General features: G+C 70.5%; 10 protein-coding genes and 1 pseudogene. 7 read left to right on the top strand and 4 right to left on the bottom strand.

Annotated features, from left to right (window positions below; genetic code table 11):
- Positions 1-43 precede the first annotated feature (43 nt).
- From ACFWXQ_RS03755 to ACFWXQ_RS03745, 3 genes are read left to right on the top strand one after another with little or no spacing between them, the layout of a single operon-like run.
- A complete protein-coding gene (locus ACFWXQ_RS03755; protein ID WP_383946560.1) occupies positions 44-1,309 on the top strand; it encodes an LLM class flavin-dependent oxidoreductase in 1,266 nt (421 codons plus the stop codon).
- Between the two features lie 22 nt (positions 1,310-1,331).
- A complete protein-coding gene (locus ACFWXQ_RS03750; RefSeq protein ID WP_383946563.1) occupies positions 1,332-2,732 on the top strand; it encodes an NtaA/DmoA family FMN-dependent monooxygenase in 1,401 nt (466 codons plus the stop codon).
- A 42-nt stretch (positions 2,733-2,774) separates the two neighbouring features.
- A complete protein-coding gene (locus tag ACFWXQ_RS03745; RefSeq protein WP_383946565.1) occupies positions 2,775-5,237 on the top strand; it encodes a SpoIIE family protein phosphatase in 2,463 nt (820 codons plus the stop codon).
- A gap of 126 nt (positions 5,238-5,363) precedes the next feature.
- Here the strand turns inward: ACFWXQ_RS03745 and ACFWXQ_RS03740 are convergent, their stop codons facing one another.
- Positions 5,364-6,380 carry an RNA polymerase sigma factor gene (locus ACFWXQ_RS03740; RefSeq protein ID WP_383946568.1) on the bottom strand — a complete coding sequence of 339 codons (1,017 nt, stop codon included), beginning with the start codon at positions 6,378-6,380 and terminating at the stop codon, positions 5,364-5,366.
- A gap of 304 nt (positions 6,381-6,684) precedes the next feature.
- Between ACFWXQ_RS03740 and ACFWXQ_RS03735 the strand changes: the two genes are divergently transcribed.
- The 4 genes from ACFWXQ_RS03735 (at position 6,685) to ACFWXQ_RS03720 (ending at position 12,888) form a co-directional block, all read left to right on the top strand.
- The gene (locus tag ACFWXQ_RS03735; RefSeq protein ID WP_383946572.1) at positions 6,685-7,560 is read left to right on the top strand and encodes an aminoglycoside phosphotransferase family protein; all 876 of its coding nucleotides are present in this window, start codon (positions 6,685-6,687) and stop codon (positions 7,558-7,560) included.
- Positions 7,561-7,767: 207 nt separating this feature from the next.
- Positions 7,768-9,366, top strand: coding sequence for a glycoside hydrolase family 43 protein (locus tag ACFWXQ_RS03730; RefSeq protein ID WP_383946575.1), 1,599 nt, complete (start codon positions 7,768-7,770; stop codon positions 9,364-9,366).
- A 164-nt stretch (positions 9,367-9,530) separates the two neighbouring features.
- Positions 9,531-11,276, top strand: a complete 1,746-nt coding sequence (locus tag ACFWXQ_RS03725; protein WP_383946578.1) for a putative Ig domain-containing protein — start codon at positions 9,531-9,533, stop codon at positions 11,274-11,276.
- Positions 11,277-11,640: 364 nt separating this feature from the next.
- The gene (locus ACFWXQ_RS03720) at positions 11,641-12,888 is read left to right on the top strand and encodes an alginate lyase family protein (RefSeq protein WP_383950743.1); all 1,248 of its coding nucleotides are present in this window, start codon (positions 11,641-11,643) and stop codon (positions 12,886-12,888) included.
- A gap of 40 nt (positions 12,889-12,928) precedes the next feature.
- Here the strand turns inward: ACFWXQ_RS03720 and ACFWXQ_RS03715 are convergent, their stop codons facing one another.
- From ACFWXQ_RS03715 to ACFWXQ_RS03705, 3 genes and pseudogenes are all read right to left on the bottom strand, one after another.
- Positions 12,929-13,354: a LacI family DNA-binding transcriptional regulator gene (locus ACFWXQ_RS03715; RefSeq protein ID WP_386267425.1), complete on the bottom strand. Its 426-nt coding sequence runs from the start codon at positions 13,352-13,354 to the stop codon at positions 12,929-12,931.
- A 37-nt stretch (positions 13,355-13,391) separates the two neighbouring features.
- Positions 13,392-13,997: pseudogene (locus ACFWXQ_RS03710) on the bottom strand (LacI family DNA-binding transcriptional regulator); the annotation flags it as partial.
- A 151-nt stretch (positions 13,998-14,148) separates the two neighbouring features.
- On the bottom strand, positions 14,149-16,053 hold the full coding sequence (locus ACFWXQ_RS03705) for a helix-turn-helix domain-containing protein (RefSeq protein WP_383950737.1): 1,905 nt from the start codon (positions 16,051-16,053) through the stop codon (positions 14,149-14,151).
- Between the last annotated feature and the right edge of the window lie 18 nt (positions 16,054-16,071).

Here is a 16,071-nt window from a genome sequence, read left to right as displayed (position 1 = left end):
GGGCCGGCTTTCTCGTACGGTCGATCAGGAAGGCACACGTCCCGTGTCCTCAGCACCTTCTGCCCTGCCCTCTTCAGCGCAGCTGCACCTCGCCGTGGCGCTCGACGGCGCCGGCTGGCACCCCGCCGCCTGGCGCGAACCGGTGGCCCGGCCCCGGGAACTGTTCACCGCCGGGTACTGGGCCGGCCTCGTCGCCGAGGCCGAGCGCGGTCTCCTCGACTTCGTGACCTTCGAGGACGGCCTGGGCCTGCAGTCCTCGCACTTCATCGAGCCGGACGGACGGACCGACCAGGTCCGCGGCCGGCTCGACGCCGTGCTCATCGCCGCGCGCATTGCACCGTTGACCCGCCACATAGGTCTGGTGCCGACCGTGGTGGCCACGCACACGGAGCCGTTCCACATCTCCAAGGCCATCGCCACCCTCGACTATGTGAGCTCCGGCCGGGCGGGCCTGCGGGTGCAGTTGACGGCACGACAGAACGAGGCCGCGCACTTCGGCCGCCGTACGCTGCCCCGACTGGACGCCTACGACAGCCCGGCCACGCAGGACGTGGTGACCGAACTCTTCGACGAGACGGCCGACTACGTCGAGGTCGTGCGCAGGCTCTGGGACAGCTGGGAGGACGACGCCGAGATCCGGGACGTGGCCACCGGCCGCTTCGTCGACCGCGACAAGCTCCACTACATCGACTTCGAGGGCCCGCACTTCAGCGTCAAGGGCCCCTCCATCACCCCGCGCCCGCCCCAGGGCCAGCCCGTCGTCAGCGCCCTCGCGCACCAGAGTGTCCCGTACCGGCTGGTGGCCCGCGCCGCCGACATCGGCTACGTCACCCCGCACGACACCGACCAGGCCCGCGCGATCGTCGCCGAGATCCGCGCCGAACAGGCCCTCGCCGGCCGCGCCGGCCAACCCCTGCACGTCTTCGGCGACTTGGTGGTTCTCCTCGACGAGGATCCGTCCGTCGCGGCCGCCCGCAAGGACCGTCTCGACGCCCTCGCGGGAGCGCCGTTCACCAGCGATGCCCGCGTGTTCACCGGCACGCCCGCCCAACTCGCCGACCTGCTCCAGGAGTTGTGGTCGGCCGGGCTGAGCGGATTCCGGCTGCGCCCCGCAGTCCTCGGCCACGACCTGCCGGCCATCACCCGGGGCCTGGTCCCCGAACTCCAGCGCCGGGGCGCCTTCCGTCGCGCCTACGAGGCCGACACCCTGCGCGGACTGCTCGGACTCGCCCGCCCGGCCAACCGCTACGCCGCCAACGCCACTGGCGCTGCCGCCGACGCCACCGCCGCTGCCAACGCCACCGCCTGAGCCGGACGGAGACCGCAGGACCATGAGCAAGCCGCTGAAGCAGATCCACCTGGCCGCCCACTTCCCCGGCGTCAACAACACCACGGTGTGGAGCGACCCGGAGGCCGGCAGCCACATCGAGTTCAGCTCCTTCGCGCACTTCGCACGGACCGCCGAACGCGCCAAGTTCGACTTCCTGTTCCTCGCCGAAGGGCTGCGACTGCGCGAACAGGGCGGAAGGATCTACGACTTGGACGTCGTCGGCCGCCCCGACACCTTCACCGTCCTCACCGCGCTAGCCGCCGTCACCCAGCATCTCGGCCTGACCGGCACCATCAACTCCACCTTCAACGAGCCCTACGAGGTGGCCCGCCAGTTCGCCAGCCTCGACCACCTCTCGGACGGGCGCGCCGCCTGGAACGTCGTCACCTCCTGGGACGCCTTCACCGGCGAGAACTTCCGCCGCGGCGGCTTCCTCCCGCAGAACGAGCGCTACTCCCGGGCCAAGGAGTTCCTGGCCACCGCGAACGAACTCTTCGACTCCTGGCACGGCGACGAGATCGTCGCAGACCAGGACACCGGCACCTTCCTGCGCGATGCGAAGGCCGGCGCCTTCGTCCACCAGGGCCAACACTTCGACATCGAGGGGCAGTTCAACGTGCCGCGCTCCCCGCAGGGCCGCCCGGTGATCTTCCAGGCCGGCGACTCCGAGGAGGGCCGCGAGTTCGCCGCCGCAGGCGCCGACGCGATCTTCAGCCGGTACGCCACCCTCAAGGACGGCCAGGCGTTCTACACGGACGTCAAGGGACGCCTGGCCCGCTACGGCCGTACGCCCGACCAGCTGCTGATCCTGCCCGCCGCGACCTTCGTCCTCGGCGACACCGACGCGGAGGCGGAGGAACTGGCCCGCGAGGTGCGCCGCCGGCAGGTCAGTGGGGCGACCGCCATCAAGCACCTGGAGTTCGTCTGGAACCGCGACCTGTCCGCGTACGACCCCGACGGCCCGCTGCCCGACATCGACCCCGACCTCGGCGAGCACACCATCGCGCGCGGCCGGGCACAGGTGCGGATGTACCGCGACCCGCTGGCCACCGCCCGTGAGTGGCGGGAGCGCGCGGCCGCCAACAACTGGTCCATCCGCGACCTGGTCATCGAGACCGGCAACCGCCAGAACTTCGTCGGCTCCCCGGCCACGGTCGCGGCCACCATCGACGAATTCGTCCAGGCCGACGCGAGCGACGGCTTCATCCTCGTCCCGCACATCACCCCCGGCGGCCTCGACGCCTTCGCCGACACGGTGGTCCCGCTGCTCCAGGAGCGCGGAGTGTTCCGTACGGAGTACGAGGGCACGACCCTGCGCGACCACCTGGGCCTGGCCCATCCCGATTCCCGTACGAATGCCGATGCCGACGTCGATGGGCCGGGTGAGCGCGTGGCTTCGTGATCTGGCTTGATGCGGATGCCGAAGGGGACCATTCTTGTACACATGGTGACATTGCCGCGCGACGGAGGACCGGCGGCCACGGCCGGTGACGCCATGGCGGTGGTCGACGCGAGCGGCAATGTCACGGGCTGGAGCGAGGGCGCGCGGCTGCTGACGGGGCACACGGCCGAGGACGTGACCGGCCGGCCGGCGTCGGAGCTGGTGGCGGGGGAGCCCGCGGCGGCCCGGCGGGCTCTGCTGACACACGGCGACGCGGTCGTGGCCGTACGCCACAAGGACGGGCGGCGGCTGGAGCTGGCGCTGCGGATGTGCCCGCTGCAGGGCGGGAAGGGGCCGCGGCCGGGGTTCGTCGTCACCGCGACCACGGAAGCGGGTGAGCGGCCCCCCGGCGAGCGGATCCCGGGCGAGCGGACCCTGGACAAGCGGACCCCGGGCGAGCGGACCCTGGACAAGCGGCCCCTGGGCGAGCTGGCCTTCAAGCAGGCGTCGATGTCCATGTCGATCTTCGACACCGGACAGCGCTACCTGCGGATGAACGACTTCGCGTGCCAGGTCATGGGGCAGCCCGAGGACGCGTTCCAGCACCGGTACTTCCCCGACACCGTGGAGAACGCCGAGCACAGCCGCGGCTTCCTGCGCCATCTGGAGATCGTCGTCGAGACCGGGCAGCCGGTCCACTACGAGAGCTGGACCCGCTCACCGTCCGGCCGTCGCATGCACGCCTGGAGCTTCGAGATGTGGCCGGTGCGGGACCAGGCCGGCGAGCTGCTGGGCACCGCGCTGGCAGGGTTCGACAGCAGTGAGCAGTACTGGGCGCGACAGCGGCTGGCCCTGCTGAACGAGGCGGCCGGCTCCATCGGCACCAAGCTCGACGTGATCCAGACCGCCCGTGAACTCGCCGAACTGGCCGTGCCCCGGCTCGCCGACTTCGCCAGCGTCGACCTGCTGGACTCGGTGCTCCAGGGCGAGGAACCGTCGACCGGGCCGGTGGAGGGCGGCGTGGAGCTGCGCCGGGTCGCCCACCACTCCGACACCCCCGGTGTGCCGGAGGCGGCCATCGACCTGGGTGCCGCCGACATCTACCCGGCCTTCTCCCCGCCGGCCCGCGCCCTGGCCACCGGCGAGCCGGTGCTCACCCGGAGCGGCGACAGCGGCCTCGACACCTGGTTCGCCGAGCACGGAGCCCGCTCCGCCAAGCTGCGCGAGGGCGAGCACCACGAGCTGTCGCTGATGGCCGTACCGCTGGTGGCGCGCGGCACGACACTGGGCGTGGCCGTCTTCGTACGGATCCTCACTCCCGAACATCCCGACGCCTTCGACCTGGACGATGTGTCGCTCGCGGAGGAACTGACCAGCCGGGCGGCCGTCTGCGTCGACAACGCCCGCCGCTACACCAAGGAGCGCACCACCGCGCTGGCCCTGCAGCGCAGCCTGCTGCCCCAGGTGATGGCGGTGCAGGCGGCCGTCGAGTTCGCCTCCCGTTACCTTCCGGCGCTGTCGCAGGCGGGGGTGGGCGGCGACTGGTTCGACGTGATCCCGCTGTCCGGCACCAGGGTGGCGCTGGTCGTCGGGGACGTCGTCGGACACGGACTCCACGCCTCGGTGACCATGGGCCGGCTCCGTACGGCGGTCTGGACCCTCGCCGATGTCGACCTGCCGCCGGACGAACTGCTCACGCATCTGGACGACCTGGTCGGACACCTCGCGGCCGACGAGAGCGCGATGACCGGCGAGATCGGCGCCACCTGCCTGTACGCGGTGTACGACCCGGTGTCCCGCCACTGCACCGTCGCCTCCGCCGGCCACCCGCCGCCCGTCGTGCTGTACCCGGACGGGACGGTGAAGGTCGTCGAGGTGGCCGCGGGACCGATGCTCGGCGTCGGCGGGCTCCCGTTCGAGGCCACCGAGCTGGACGTGCCCGAAGGCGCCGTACTCGCTCTCTACACGGACGGTCTCGTCGAGGCACGCGATGTCGACGTGGACGCGGGCACCGCCGCCCTCTGCACCGCACTGGCCGCCCCGGCCCGGAATCTGGAGGACGCCTGCGACAACGTCCTCAAGGCCCTGCTCCCGAAGCGCCCCGCCGACGACGTGGCGCTGCTCCTGGCCCGTACCCGCGCCCTGGACGCCGACCAGGTGGCCGTCTGGGACCTGGAGTCCGATCCGGCGCTGGTCGGCACGGCCCGGCAGTACGCCACCGAGCAGCTGACCCGCTGGGGGCTCGACGAGGCCGCCTTCGTCACCGAACTCGTCGTGAGCGAACTGGTCACCAACGCCATCCGCTACGGCGGCTCCCCGATCCAGCTCAGACTCATCCGCGACCGTACGCTCATCTGCGAGGTCTCCGACGCCAGCAGTACCTCGCCGCATCTGCGCCGGGCCCGCACCTTCGACGAGGGCGGCCGGGGCCTGCTGCTCGTCGCGCAGCTCACCGACCGCTGGGGCACCCGGCCGAGCGGCACGGGAAAGACCATCTGGGCCGAGCAGGCACTGCCGGTCCAGTGAGCACCGGGCCGGACTCAAGGAAGCGGGCCGGCGCAAGGATCGGGCTGGACTCAAAGAGTCGGGCCGGGCCCAAGAACCGGGACCGGGTCAAGAACCAGGACCGAGTCAAGAATCGGGCGGCTCGGCTCAGTCGAGGCCGACGTAGTCGCGCAGGGCCTGGGAGCGGGAGGGGTGGCGCAGCTTCGACATCGTCTTGGACTCGATCTGGCGGATGCGCTCGCGGGTGACTCCGTAGACCTGGCCGATCTCCTCCAGGGTCTTCGCCTGCCCGTCCAGCAGTCCGTAGCGCAGGGTGATGATGCCTGCCTCGCGCGGGGTCATATGGGCGAGGATCTCCTGGATGGTGTCCTTGAGCAGGAGGAACGTCACCGCGTCGAAGGGGGAGATGCTCTCGCTGTCCTCGATGACGTCGCCGAGTTCGCTGCCGCCGTCCTCGCCGAGCGGCAGGTGCAGCGAGACGGGGTCCTTGGTGTACCCGTCGAGCTCGATGACCTTGGAGATGGGCAGCTCCATCCGCTCCGCCACCTGCCCCACCGTGGGCTCGACGCCCAGTTCCTGAAGCATCTCCCGGCGGAGCCTGGCCATTCTGTTGATGACCTCCACCGCGTGCACCGGAATGCGGATCGTGCGGCTCTGGTCGGCCAGGGCCCGTGTCAGTGCCTGCCTGATCCACCAGGTGGCGTAGGTCGAGAACTTGAAACCCTTGACGTAGTCGAACTTTTCCACGGCCCGAATCAGACCTGTGTTGCCCTCCTGGATCAGGTCCAGAAAATTGAGACCGCGTCTCGTATAACGCTTGGCGATGGAGACGACCAGGCGGAGGTTGGCCTCGATGAGGTGGGATTTCGCCCGGTGGCCGTCCTCGACGAGGATTTTCAGCTCGCGCCGGAGCGCCGGATCAAGATCTGGTTCTTCTTCCAGCCGGTGCTCGGCGAACAGGCCGGCCTCGATCCGCTTGGCGAGGTCGACCTCCTGTGCCGCGCTGAGAAGACGGACCCGGCCGATCACCTTCAGGTAGTCCCGGACAGGATCCACCGAGGCGCCGTCGGAGCCGAGCCGGGGCTCGGGAGCGTCGGCGTCGTAGTCCGGGGACAGCAGAAGAGTCTCCTGCCCCTGTTGTTGTTCCGGCGTATCCGTCTCCATTGCGGTCAACATCTCTTCCCGTGCCTCAGTTCTTTGTGCAAACTCAACAATGTCGAGCAAGACCTTCGGTCTTCAGGAATCCTGAATTCTTGTCGTCCACGGTGCTGATTGCTCGGCGTGGGAATCTTCATCAGGCTCGCCCCATTACGGTACACCCGCCGGAGCCCCGGCCGGCGGCCCCGCATTGCCTCGAAATGTGGGTGACATGAATCACGTCGTCCGCGCGGTTGATTTTCCCGAAGGATTCTGAACGCCCAAAATTCCGTGGCCCGTACGGGCTGGGTGAGCCCATACTTCGACACCGATGAGCACACTGACTTCCGGGGAGATCCCCGAAAGGTTCGCCGCCGGGGACTTCCTGGACCGCTGGGCGCTGACGCCGGACGGCCCGACGGCGAGCGGCATGGCCTCCGTCGTCCTGCCCGTGACCCGCGCGGACGGCACGCCCGCGGTCCTGAAGTTCCAGGACCTCAACGAGGACAACGCGGGCGCCGCACCGGGACTGCGGGTGTGGAACGGCGACGGCGCGGTGCGTCTGCTCGACCACGATCCGGACACCGGCACCATGCTGCTGGAGCGACTTGACGCGGCGCGGCCGCTGTCGTCGCTGACCGATGACGACGCCGCGCTGCGGATCCTCGCCGACCTGTTGGCGCGCCTGGTCGCGGTGCCCGCGCCGGACGGCCTGCGTCGGCTCTCCGACATCGCCGCCGCCATGCTCGCCCAGGTACCGCACGCGCTGCCGGCCCTCCGCGACCCCTCCGAACGGCGTCTGCTGCGCACCTGCGCGTCCGCGGTGGCCGAACTCGTCGGCGAGGCGGGGGACCGGCTGCTGCACTGGGACCTGCACTACGACAACGTCCTCGCCGGGCAGCGAGAGCCCTGGCTCGCCATCGATCCCGAACCCCTTGCAGGCGACCCGGGGTTCGACCTGTGGCCCGCGCTGGACAGCCGCTGGGACGCGGTGACGGCGACCGGCGACGAGGCCCGCGCGGTGCTGCGCCGCTTCGACGTGCTGACCGAGACGGTTGGCCTCGACCGGCGGCGGGCGGGTGGATGGACGCTGGGGCGCATCCTTCAGAACACGCTGTGGGACATCGAGGACGGGAAGACGGCGATCGATCCGCCTCAACTGGTCATCGCCTCGGTGGCGTTGGGGCGGTGGGCCGGGAGGGGGTAGGGGGTTGCTTCGGGTCGGTGGGTGCGTGCGGGGCGTACCTGGCTGGTCGCGCAGTTCCCCGCGCCCCTGAAGGGGCGCCCCCCGCGTTCCCAGCGAAAGTTTCGAATAGTGGTGCTCGTGCGATGGGAGCGTTGACCCTGCCGCAACCGGTTCCTACATTGAGCGCGCCTCGGCGAGAGGTGGCGGACTCCGTGAGAAGGGACCTGCATGACCGTGGGCCACATCAGCAATCCCGTGCTGCCCGGATTCCATCCGGATCCGAGCATCGTGCGGGTCGGCGCGGAGTACTTCCTCGCCACCTCCACCTTCGAATGGTTCCCGGGCGTGCCCGTGCACCGCTCGACCGATCTCGTCCGCTGGGAGCGGGCCGGGCACATCCTGGACCGGCCCGATCTGCTCGACCTGCGCGGAGTCGCCGACTCGGCGGGCGTGTGGGCGCCCTCGCTCTCGCACCACGACGGCCGGTTCTGGCTGGTGTACAGCATCGTGCGGACCATCGGGCACCCGTACAAGGACGTCGACAACTACCTGATCACGGCCCCGTCCATCGAGGGCCCGTGGTCGGAGCCGGTGTTCCTCAACTCCTCCGGCTTCGACCCGTCGTTCTTCCACGACGAGGACGGCCGCAGCTGGCTGCTCAACATCCAGTGGGACCCGCGCGACGGCCACCCGTCCTTCGCAGGGATCCTGCTTCAGGAGTACGACGCCGACAAGCGTGCCCTGATCGGACAGCCGCGCACGATCCTCACCCACGAGGAGCTGATCGAGGGGCCCAACGTCTACCGGCGCGACGGCTGGTACTACCTGATGCTCGCCGAGGGCGGCACCGGCTGGAACCACGGCATCCTGATGGCCCGCTCGCGCGAACTGACCGGACCGTACGAACTCGACCCGCACGGCTCGCTGTTGACGACCCGGGACACCCCGGACTGGCCGTTGCAGAAGGCCGGCCACGGCGAACTGGTCGAGACGCCTGAGGGGGAGTGGTACCTCGCCCACCTGGCCTCCAGACCCGTACGGACGCCGGACGGACCGCGCTGCGTCCTCGGCCGGGAGACCTGTCTGCAACGCGTGACCTGGACGGACGACGGCTGGCTGCGGCTGGCGGACGGAGGACGGCGGCCGAGTCTGGAAGTCCCGGCGCCCAAGGGAGTGGAGCCTCGACCGGTCGCCCGTCTCGCCGCCAGGGACGACTTCGACTCGCCGTCCCTGGAGGGGAGTTGGAGTACGCTCCGCGCGCCCGCCACCCCCGACTGGCTGAGCCTCCGCGAGCGTCCCGGGCATCTGCGGCTGCGCGGCAGGCAGAGCCTGCACTCGCGGTTCGACCAGAGTCTGGTCGCGCGGCGGCTCACCTCGGTGCGCTGCGAGGTGACGACGGTCGTCGACTTCCGCCCCTCGCACTTCAGTCAACTCGCGGGCCTCATCTGCTGGTACGACACCTCGACGCACTTCTATCTCCGTCTCACCCATGTCGAGGGCCGGGGTCGCGTCCTGGGCGTGGTCCTCACCGACGACGGCGCGTACGGAGAGCTCCCGGACAGCGAACTGGCCACGGACGACTGGCCGTCGGTGCATCTGCGGGCCCGGTTCGACGGCACGGAACTCCGCTTCTCCGCGTCGCCCGACGGCACGGACTGGCATGCCGTGGGACCGGTCCTGGACGCGAGCAAGCTCTCCGACGACTACGGGGACCGGCTGAGGTTCACCGGCGCCTTCGTCGGCATCTGCGCGCAGGACCTGGGCGGGACCCGCACCCCGGCGGACTTCGACCGGTTCGAGATGCGGGAGCTCGACGGCCGGCCGTAGGAGATCTACCGACCTGCCGATCCCCTGCTCACCGGGACTTTTCGAAAGTCGGCGCAGACCCTTGACGCCGTTTCCGGACAGGAAGAAGCTCTGCGCACCCACTCATGACAACCGGTTGTCCAAATCGCCGACGCACACAACCCGAAGCAGGAGATGACCAGTTGATGCGCTCACCCGCCGTCGCTCCCCTCGGCCGAGACCGCTTCCTTCCTCTGCCGGCGGCCGACACCGCCGGAGCGGAGGAGGACGGTCCGGAGGCCGCCGACCGGCTGGTGGTGCATCCCGTCCCGACCGGGTTGCCGCTCAACACCAGCTTCTCCGTCAAGGCCCGCAAGCCCGGCGGCGGTTGGCGGACGGTGCCCGTACTGCGCGCCCGGACGAGGACCGTCGACGAGACGACAGGCGCGGGCATCGTCAGGAACACCTCGGTCGCCGGCCTGGACTTCACCGGAACCGTCGAGATCGAGGTCACCTCCGCCAAGGGCGCCATCGGCTCCGCACGGATCCGCCCCTTGTCGTACGCCGTCGAGCACGAGGTCAGCGGCGACACCCTCCGCTTCAGCCTCACCGGGCCGTGCAACCTCTCGGTCGAGATCGACGGCGACCTCTACGACAACCTCCATCTGCACGCCAACCCGGTCGAGCAGGAGCGGCCCGACGCCGGCGACCCGGACGTCATCCACTTCGGCCCCGGTATCCACACGGTCCCGGACGACGTGCTGCAGGTGCCCAGCGGGAAGACGGTCTACCTGGCCGGTGGCGCGGTGCTCAAGGCCCGGGTGGACTTCACGAACGTCGAGAACGCCAGGCTGATCGGCCGGGGCATCCTGTACGACACGGACGGCGGCACCACGGTGGCGTTCTCCAGGAACATCGAGATCGACGGGATACTCGTCCTCGACCCGAGGACCGGCTACTCCTGCGCCATCGGCCAGTCCCAGCAGGTCACCGTCCGCAACCTGCACTCGTACAGCTGTGGCCAGTGGGGCGACGGCATCGACGTGTTCAGCAGCGAGGACGTCCTGATCGAGGGCGTCTTCATGCGCAACAGCGACGACTGCGTCGCCGTCTACGCCCACCGCTGGGACTACTACGGAGACTGTCGCAACATCACCGTCCGCGACTCCACCCTGTGGGCCGATGTCGCGCACCCGGTGAACATCGGCACGCACGGCAACCCGGAGAAGCCCGAGGTCATCGAGAACATCGTCCTCAGCGAAATCGACGTGCTCCAGCACCGCGAGCCGCAGGTGCTCTACCAGGGCTGCATCGCCCTCAATCCCGGCGACGACAACCTCATCCGGAACGTCCGCATCCAGGACGTCCGGGTCGAGGACTTCGCCTGCGGCCAGCTGGTCAACATGCGGGTCATGGCCAACCGGTACAACGCCTCGCCCGGCCGGGGCATCGAGGACGTGTACGTGCGGAACCTGACGTACGACGGCGTACACGCGGACACTGCGGTCCTGGCCGGCTACGACGCCGAACGGCCCGTCAAGAACGTCACCTTCCAGAACCTGACGGTCAACGGCACGGTCGTCCACGACGGGATGGAGAAGCCGGGCTGGTTCCTGACCACCGACATGGTGCCGATGTTCGCCAACGAGCACGTGCGAAACCTCCGCTTCCTCGACGAGGCGACAGCCGCCTCCACGATGGCCCCGGAGATCAGCGGCGCGGGCGAGGTAACGGCCACCAGGGACCGCGCCTTCAGCCACCTCGTCACCGCGACCGCGCTGCCGACGTCGTTCGACGCCGAGGGGCTGCCCGAAGGCCTGGTCATCGACAAGGGCACGGGCCTGATCTCCGGAACCCCGAAGGCGCCGGGCGTCAGCACGGTCACCGTCTCGGCCACGAACACGGCGGGCACGGGGGCCAAGTCCCTCAAGCTCACCGTCCGGAACGTGTGAGAGGGAGCCGGTCGTGTCGGGATCGGAAACGCTTTCTGTGCGAACCGAGCAGTACGCGCGGGTCGTACGTACTACTGCACGGTCTCCGCCACCAACCCGCAGGAGGCAAGCGGCAGCAACTCGGGGTGGGTGGCGGCGACCGTCAGCCTCCCCACTGTGCCGCCACTGTGCCGCGGCCGACGCGCACCGGGACTGCCTCCGGCGCGGCCGTTTCGCCCGATGACCGCGTCGCCCGGACCCCCCTCGCCGAGGGAGAGATCCCCGGCTTCGGCGACGCCCCCACCTGAGCGGTCTCCCGCAGTGCGGGTGTGCTCCCGTGCTGCCTCCGGGCCGCCGATCCTTCCCAGGATTGGAGATGCACAGAATGAGCCGCACTTCCCCCCACCAGCACCTCCCCAGCACGGAGTTGAGCCGCCGCGGACTGCTGAGGACCGCCGGTGGTCTCACCGCCGCCCTCGCGGTCGGCGCCTCCGCCACGGCCCTCACCGGCAGTACGGCAGCGGCGGCCCCGGCCACCTTCACCCACCCGGGCATGCTGCACGCGTACGGCGAACTGAACCGGGCCAAGGTAAGGGTGGCCGCGGGGAACGACCCCTGGCTGTCCGGCTGGAACCGGCTGACCGCCAACTCGCACTCCGCCGCCACCTGGACAGCGCGTCCGCAGGCCACGATCGTCCGCGGCGGCACCGGCGAGAACTACAGCCTCCTGTACAACGACATCCACGCCGCCTACCAGAACGCCCTGCGCTGGAGGATCGCCGGCACCACGGCCCACGGAGACAGAGCCCGCGACATCCTCAACGCCTGGTCGGCCACGCTCACCACGGTCACCGGCAACGCCGACCGCTTCCTGGCCGCCGGGATCTACGGCTACCAGTTCGCCAACGCCGCCGAACTCATGCGCGGCTACAGCGGATTCGACCTCGACCGGTTCAAGACGATGATGCTCAACGTCTTCTATCCGCTCAACAACCAGTTCCTCAACAACCACAACGACGCCTGCATCACCAACTACTGGGCCAACTGGGACCTCTGCAACATGAACTCGGTCCTGGCGATCGGCATCCTCTGCGACGACGCCGCCAAGTACGACCAGGCCGTGAACTACTTCAAGAACGGCGCGGGCAACGGCTCCATCAACCACGCCGTCCCGTTCGTGTACGACTCGCAGGGTCTCGCCCAGTGGCAGGAGAGCGGGCGCGACCAGGGCCACACCATGATGGGCATGGGCCAGATGGGCGCCTTCTGCGAGATGGCCTGGTCACAGGGCGACGACCTGTACGGCTACGGCGACAACCGGTTCATGAAGGCCGCCCAGTACGTCGCCAAGTACAACCTCGGACAGGACGTGCCCTTCACGACGTACACCTGGGGCACCGGTCAGAACTGTGCCCAGCAGTCGCACACCGTGATCTCCGCGGCGAGCCGGGGGCAGGCCAGGCCGGTGTGGGACATCCTCCACTACCACTACGCCCGTCGGCGCGGGCTGTCCGTCCCGTACATCACGGCCATGGCCGAGAGCGTGCGGCCCGAGGGCGGTGGCGGTGACTACGGTGCCGCCAGCGGGGGCTTCGACCAGCTCGGCTTCGGGACGCTGATGTACGCCAAGTAGGCGCCGAGGACCGGCACTTGGACGCAGGCGCCCCCGCCCGTCACTGACGTGTGTCGGGCGGGGGTGCCACCGAGGCCCGTACGACCACGTGGGTGCCCAGGAGGAGGTGTTCGTCGGGGGCGTCCGGGGTGCGGGTCAGGGCCGTGCGGACCGCGAGCCTGCCCAGGTCCTCGTAGGGGACGTGGACGGTGGTCAGCGGCGGGTTGAGGTCCCGGGCGAAGGGGATGTCGTCGTAGCCGACCAGGGAGACGTCCCCCGGGACGGAGAGCCCCGCCTCGTGGAGGGCGGTCAGGGCTCCCGAGGCGACCATGTCGGTGGACGCCATCACCGCGGTGAAGTCGAGGCTCTGGGCGAGGGCCTGGCGGACGAGGCGGTGGCCCGAGTCGCGGGTGAAGTCGCCGAAGAGGCGAAGAGCCGGGTCCGCGGTGACGCCGCGGGCCGTGGGCCGCGAGGTAGCCCTGTTCACGGCCCTGGGCCGTGGTGTTGGACGGTTTGCCGCCCAGGAAGAGAACGCGGCGGTGGCCCTGGGCGAGGAGATGGGCGCAGAGCGCGTACGCCCCGCTCTCGTTGTCGTACTCGATCACGGTCACCGGAGTGCCCGGGTCCAGGGGCGGGCGGCCGCAGAGGACCAGACGGGAGCCCGCGGAGGCCAGGGAGTCCGCGATACGGGCCATGCGGTCGCGGTACTCGGCGGTGTCCGCGGTGCCGCCGACCAGGATCACCGCGGCGGCACGCTGGGCGCGCATCATCTCGATGAACTCCAGCTGGCGTTCGGCGTCGCCGTCCGTGCTGCACACGAGGGACAGATGGCCGAGCCGGGTCGCCTCGCGTTCCACACCGTGTGCCATGTGCGCGAAGGACGGGCCCGTGATGTCGTCCAGGACGAACGCGAGCATGGGAGTGCCCGCCCCCGCGATGGCCTTGGCGCGGGCGTCCGCCACGTAGTCCAGGTCACGGACCGCCCGCATCACGCGGGTACGGGTCGATGTGCTGACCGGGTAGTCGCCGCCGAGGACGCGCGACACCGTGGACGCCGATACGCCGGCCCGTGCCGCCACGTCCCGGATGGTGCGCCGGCCCGCGACATCGCCGGTGGTCTTCCTGGTCATGACCCGCCCCTCTGCTCCGCCCCGGAAGCGACTCGTCCGCCGTCCGGGTGCGCCCCACCCCCGGGAAGTGCGGCAACGCTCGTGGCAACCGGTTCCCGGGCCGGAGGCTAGCAGGGGGAGCGGCGGACGGGGAGGGGGCGGAATCCCGCTGTCACAGGGAGTAGCCCCGCAGCTTTCGGTACAGGGTCGCGCGGGCGATGCCCAGCGCCGCCGCGGCACGCGCCTTGTTGCCGCCGTGGCGGCGCAGCGACTCCAGGATGGCGGTGCGCTCGGCGAGTTCCATCGGGCTCAACTGCCGTGTCGCGGGGCCCTCCCGGACCGGGTCGGGGAGTTCGGCGCGCCGCACCGGGCCCGCCACCTGGCGGTGCTCGGCCAACGCCCTGACGAGATGGGCGAGTTCCGTGATGTTGCCGGGCCACGGATGGCGTTCCAGTGCCCGTAGCGCGTCCAGTGTCCAGGTGAGCGGAGGCCGTCCCGGCACCGGACCAGGAGCCAGTTCGGGGAGCAACTCCCTGATGTCGTCCGGGCGTTCACGCAGCGCCGGAAGGGTAACCGAACGGACGGCCAGCGTGTCGAGCAGCCGCTGGAGGCAGGGGCCCGGGGGAGTACCGGGTGTGTACGTGAGGAGCAGAGGCGCGTCCGGGCGTTCGTCGAGCAGGGAGTTGAGAGCGGCGACGTCGGCCTGGGCGAGGCGCTCGGCATGGCGGAGGAGAAGCGCGCGGTCGCTCGCAAGTGCCGTCGCCCAGATGCCGGGTTCGTCGACCGGGCCCTCCGCCGCGTCCACGACCAGCGGATCCAGATCCCCGCGCGCTGTCAGCAACTCCCTTGCCAGGGCGGTCTTTCCGGTGCCGCGCTCCCCGGTCAGGAGCAACGGCTCCCGGGACCGGGCCAGCTCGGCGGCCTTCGCCGTCGCGTGACGCCACGGCACCGAGCGCCCGGCGAGCGCGACACGAGGCTGCCGCGCGTGCGGTCGCACCGCTTCGCCGACGGGCGGCTCGACCACGGCGACCACACCGATGACCGCGCCCTCATGGCGTACGGGGGTGACACGTGCCGTGCCCGTGCCGTCGGGGAGTTCGAGATCGAAGGCTACGGAAACGTTCCTGTGCCGTGCCGAGTCGTACGGCTCGGAGGGGTCATACGGCTCAGAAGTGCCGACGGGTCCAGAGAGGTTGTACGCCTCAGAAGTGCCAGCCGGTCCAGAGGGGCCGTACGCCTCAGAAGTGTCGGCCGGCTCGGAGGAGTCGTCCACCTCGGAGGCCCCGGTGGCATCCCGCCCCGAGCCGTTCGCCGCCGCCGTCCGCTCCAGGACCGCCACCGCGCCCGGCGACAGCATTCCCGCCGCCGCGTCGCTCAGCAGCCGGTTCTTGCCGTCGAGCGCCACGACCGCCGCCCCCGGCCGGGCGGCCGCCCGCTGGAAGGCGTCGAGCAGCACGCGTTCCGTCGTACGGGACCGGGCCAGCAGCTCCGCCTCGACGGCCGTCGCCGTGGCCTCGGCGAGGGCGGCGCCCGGATGCGGCGTACACCCGGTGCACAGGCCGGACGCGACGGTCACCGTCCCCAGGACCTGGCCGTTCTCCGGGGCCAGCACCGGCACGCTGACGGCGGACACGTCCTGCCACAGGTCGAGAAAGTGCTCGGGGCCGTGCACCTCCGCGCGATGCCGGGTGCGCAGGGCGAGGGCCGCACTGTTGTGCCCGACCTCCTGTTCGGACAGGTCATGGCACTTCTCGTCGCCGGGCCCGCTCCCGGCCGACCAGAGCACGCGCAGCCGCTCGTCGGTGAGGACGAGGGACGACTGCCCGGAGGCGAGGGCGGGGGCCAGCCGTTCGAGCACGGGCCGCGCGGCGGTCAGCAGCGCCGACCGCGCGGGAAGCAGGGGCTCGGCGGGTTCCGTCAGGTCGTGCCGTACGCCGAAGAAACGGGCGCGCCGCCAGGCGGCGACGATCTCGTCCGGCACTCCGTCGGGCAGCGGGCGTCCCGTCAGGAACCGCTCTCGCGCCTGGCGGAGCGGCGTGAGAGCGGGACGGGCGGGGGACTCTTCGGTGGTCGTCACGGCGCCTCCCACCGTACC

This window comes from Streptomyces sp. NPDC058697 (assembly GCF_042715345.1).
Taxonomy (GTDB): Bacteria; Actinomycetota; Actinomycetes; order Streptomycetales; family Streptomycetaceae; genus Streptomyces; species Streptomyces liliifuscus.
This window is presented reverse-complemented; position numbering and strand designations above follow the sequence as displayed.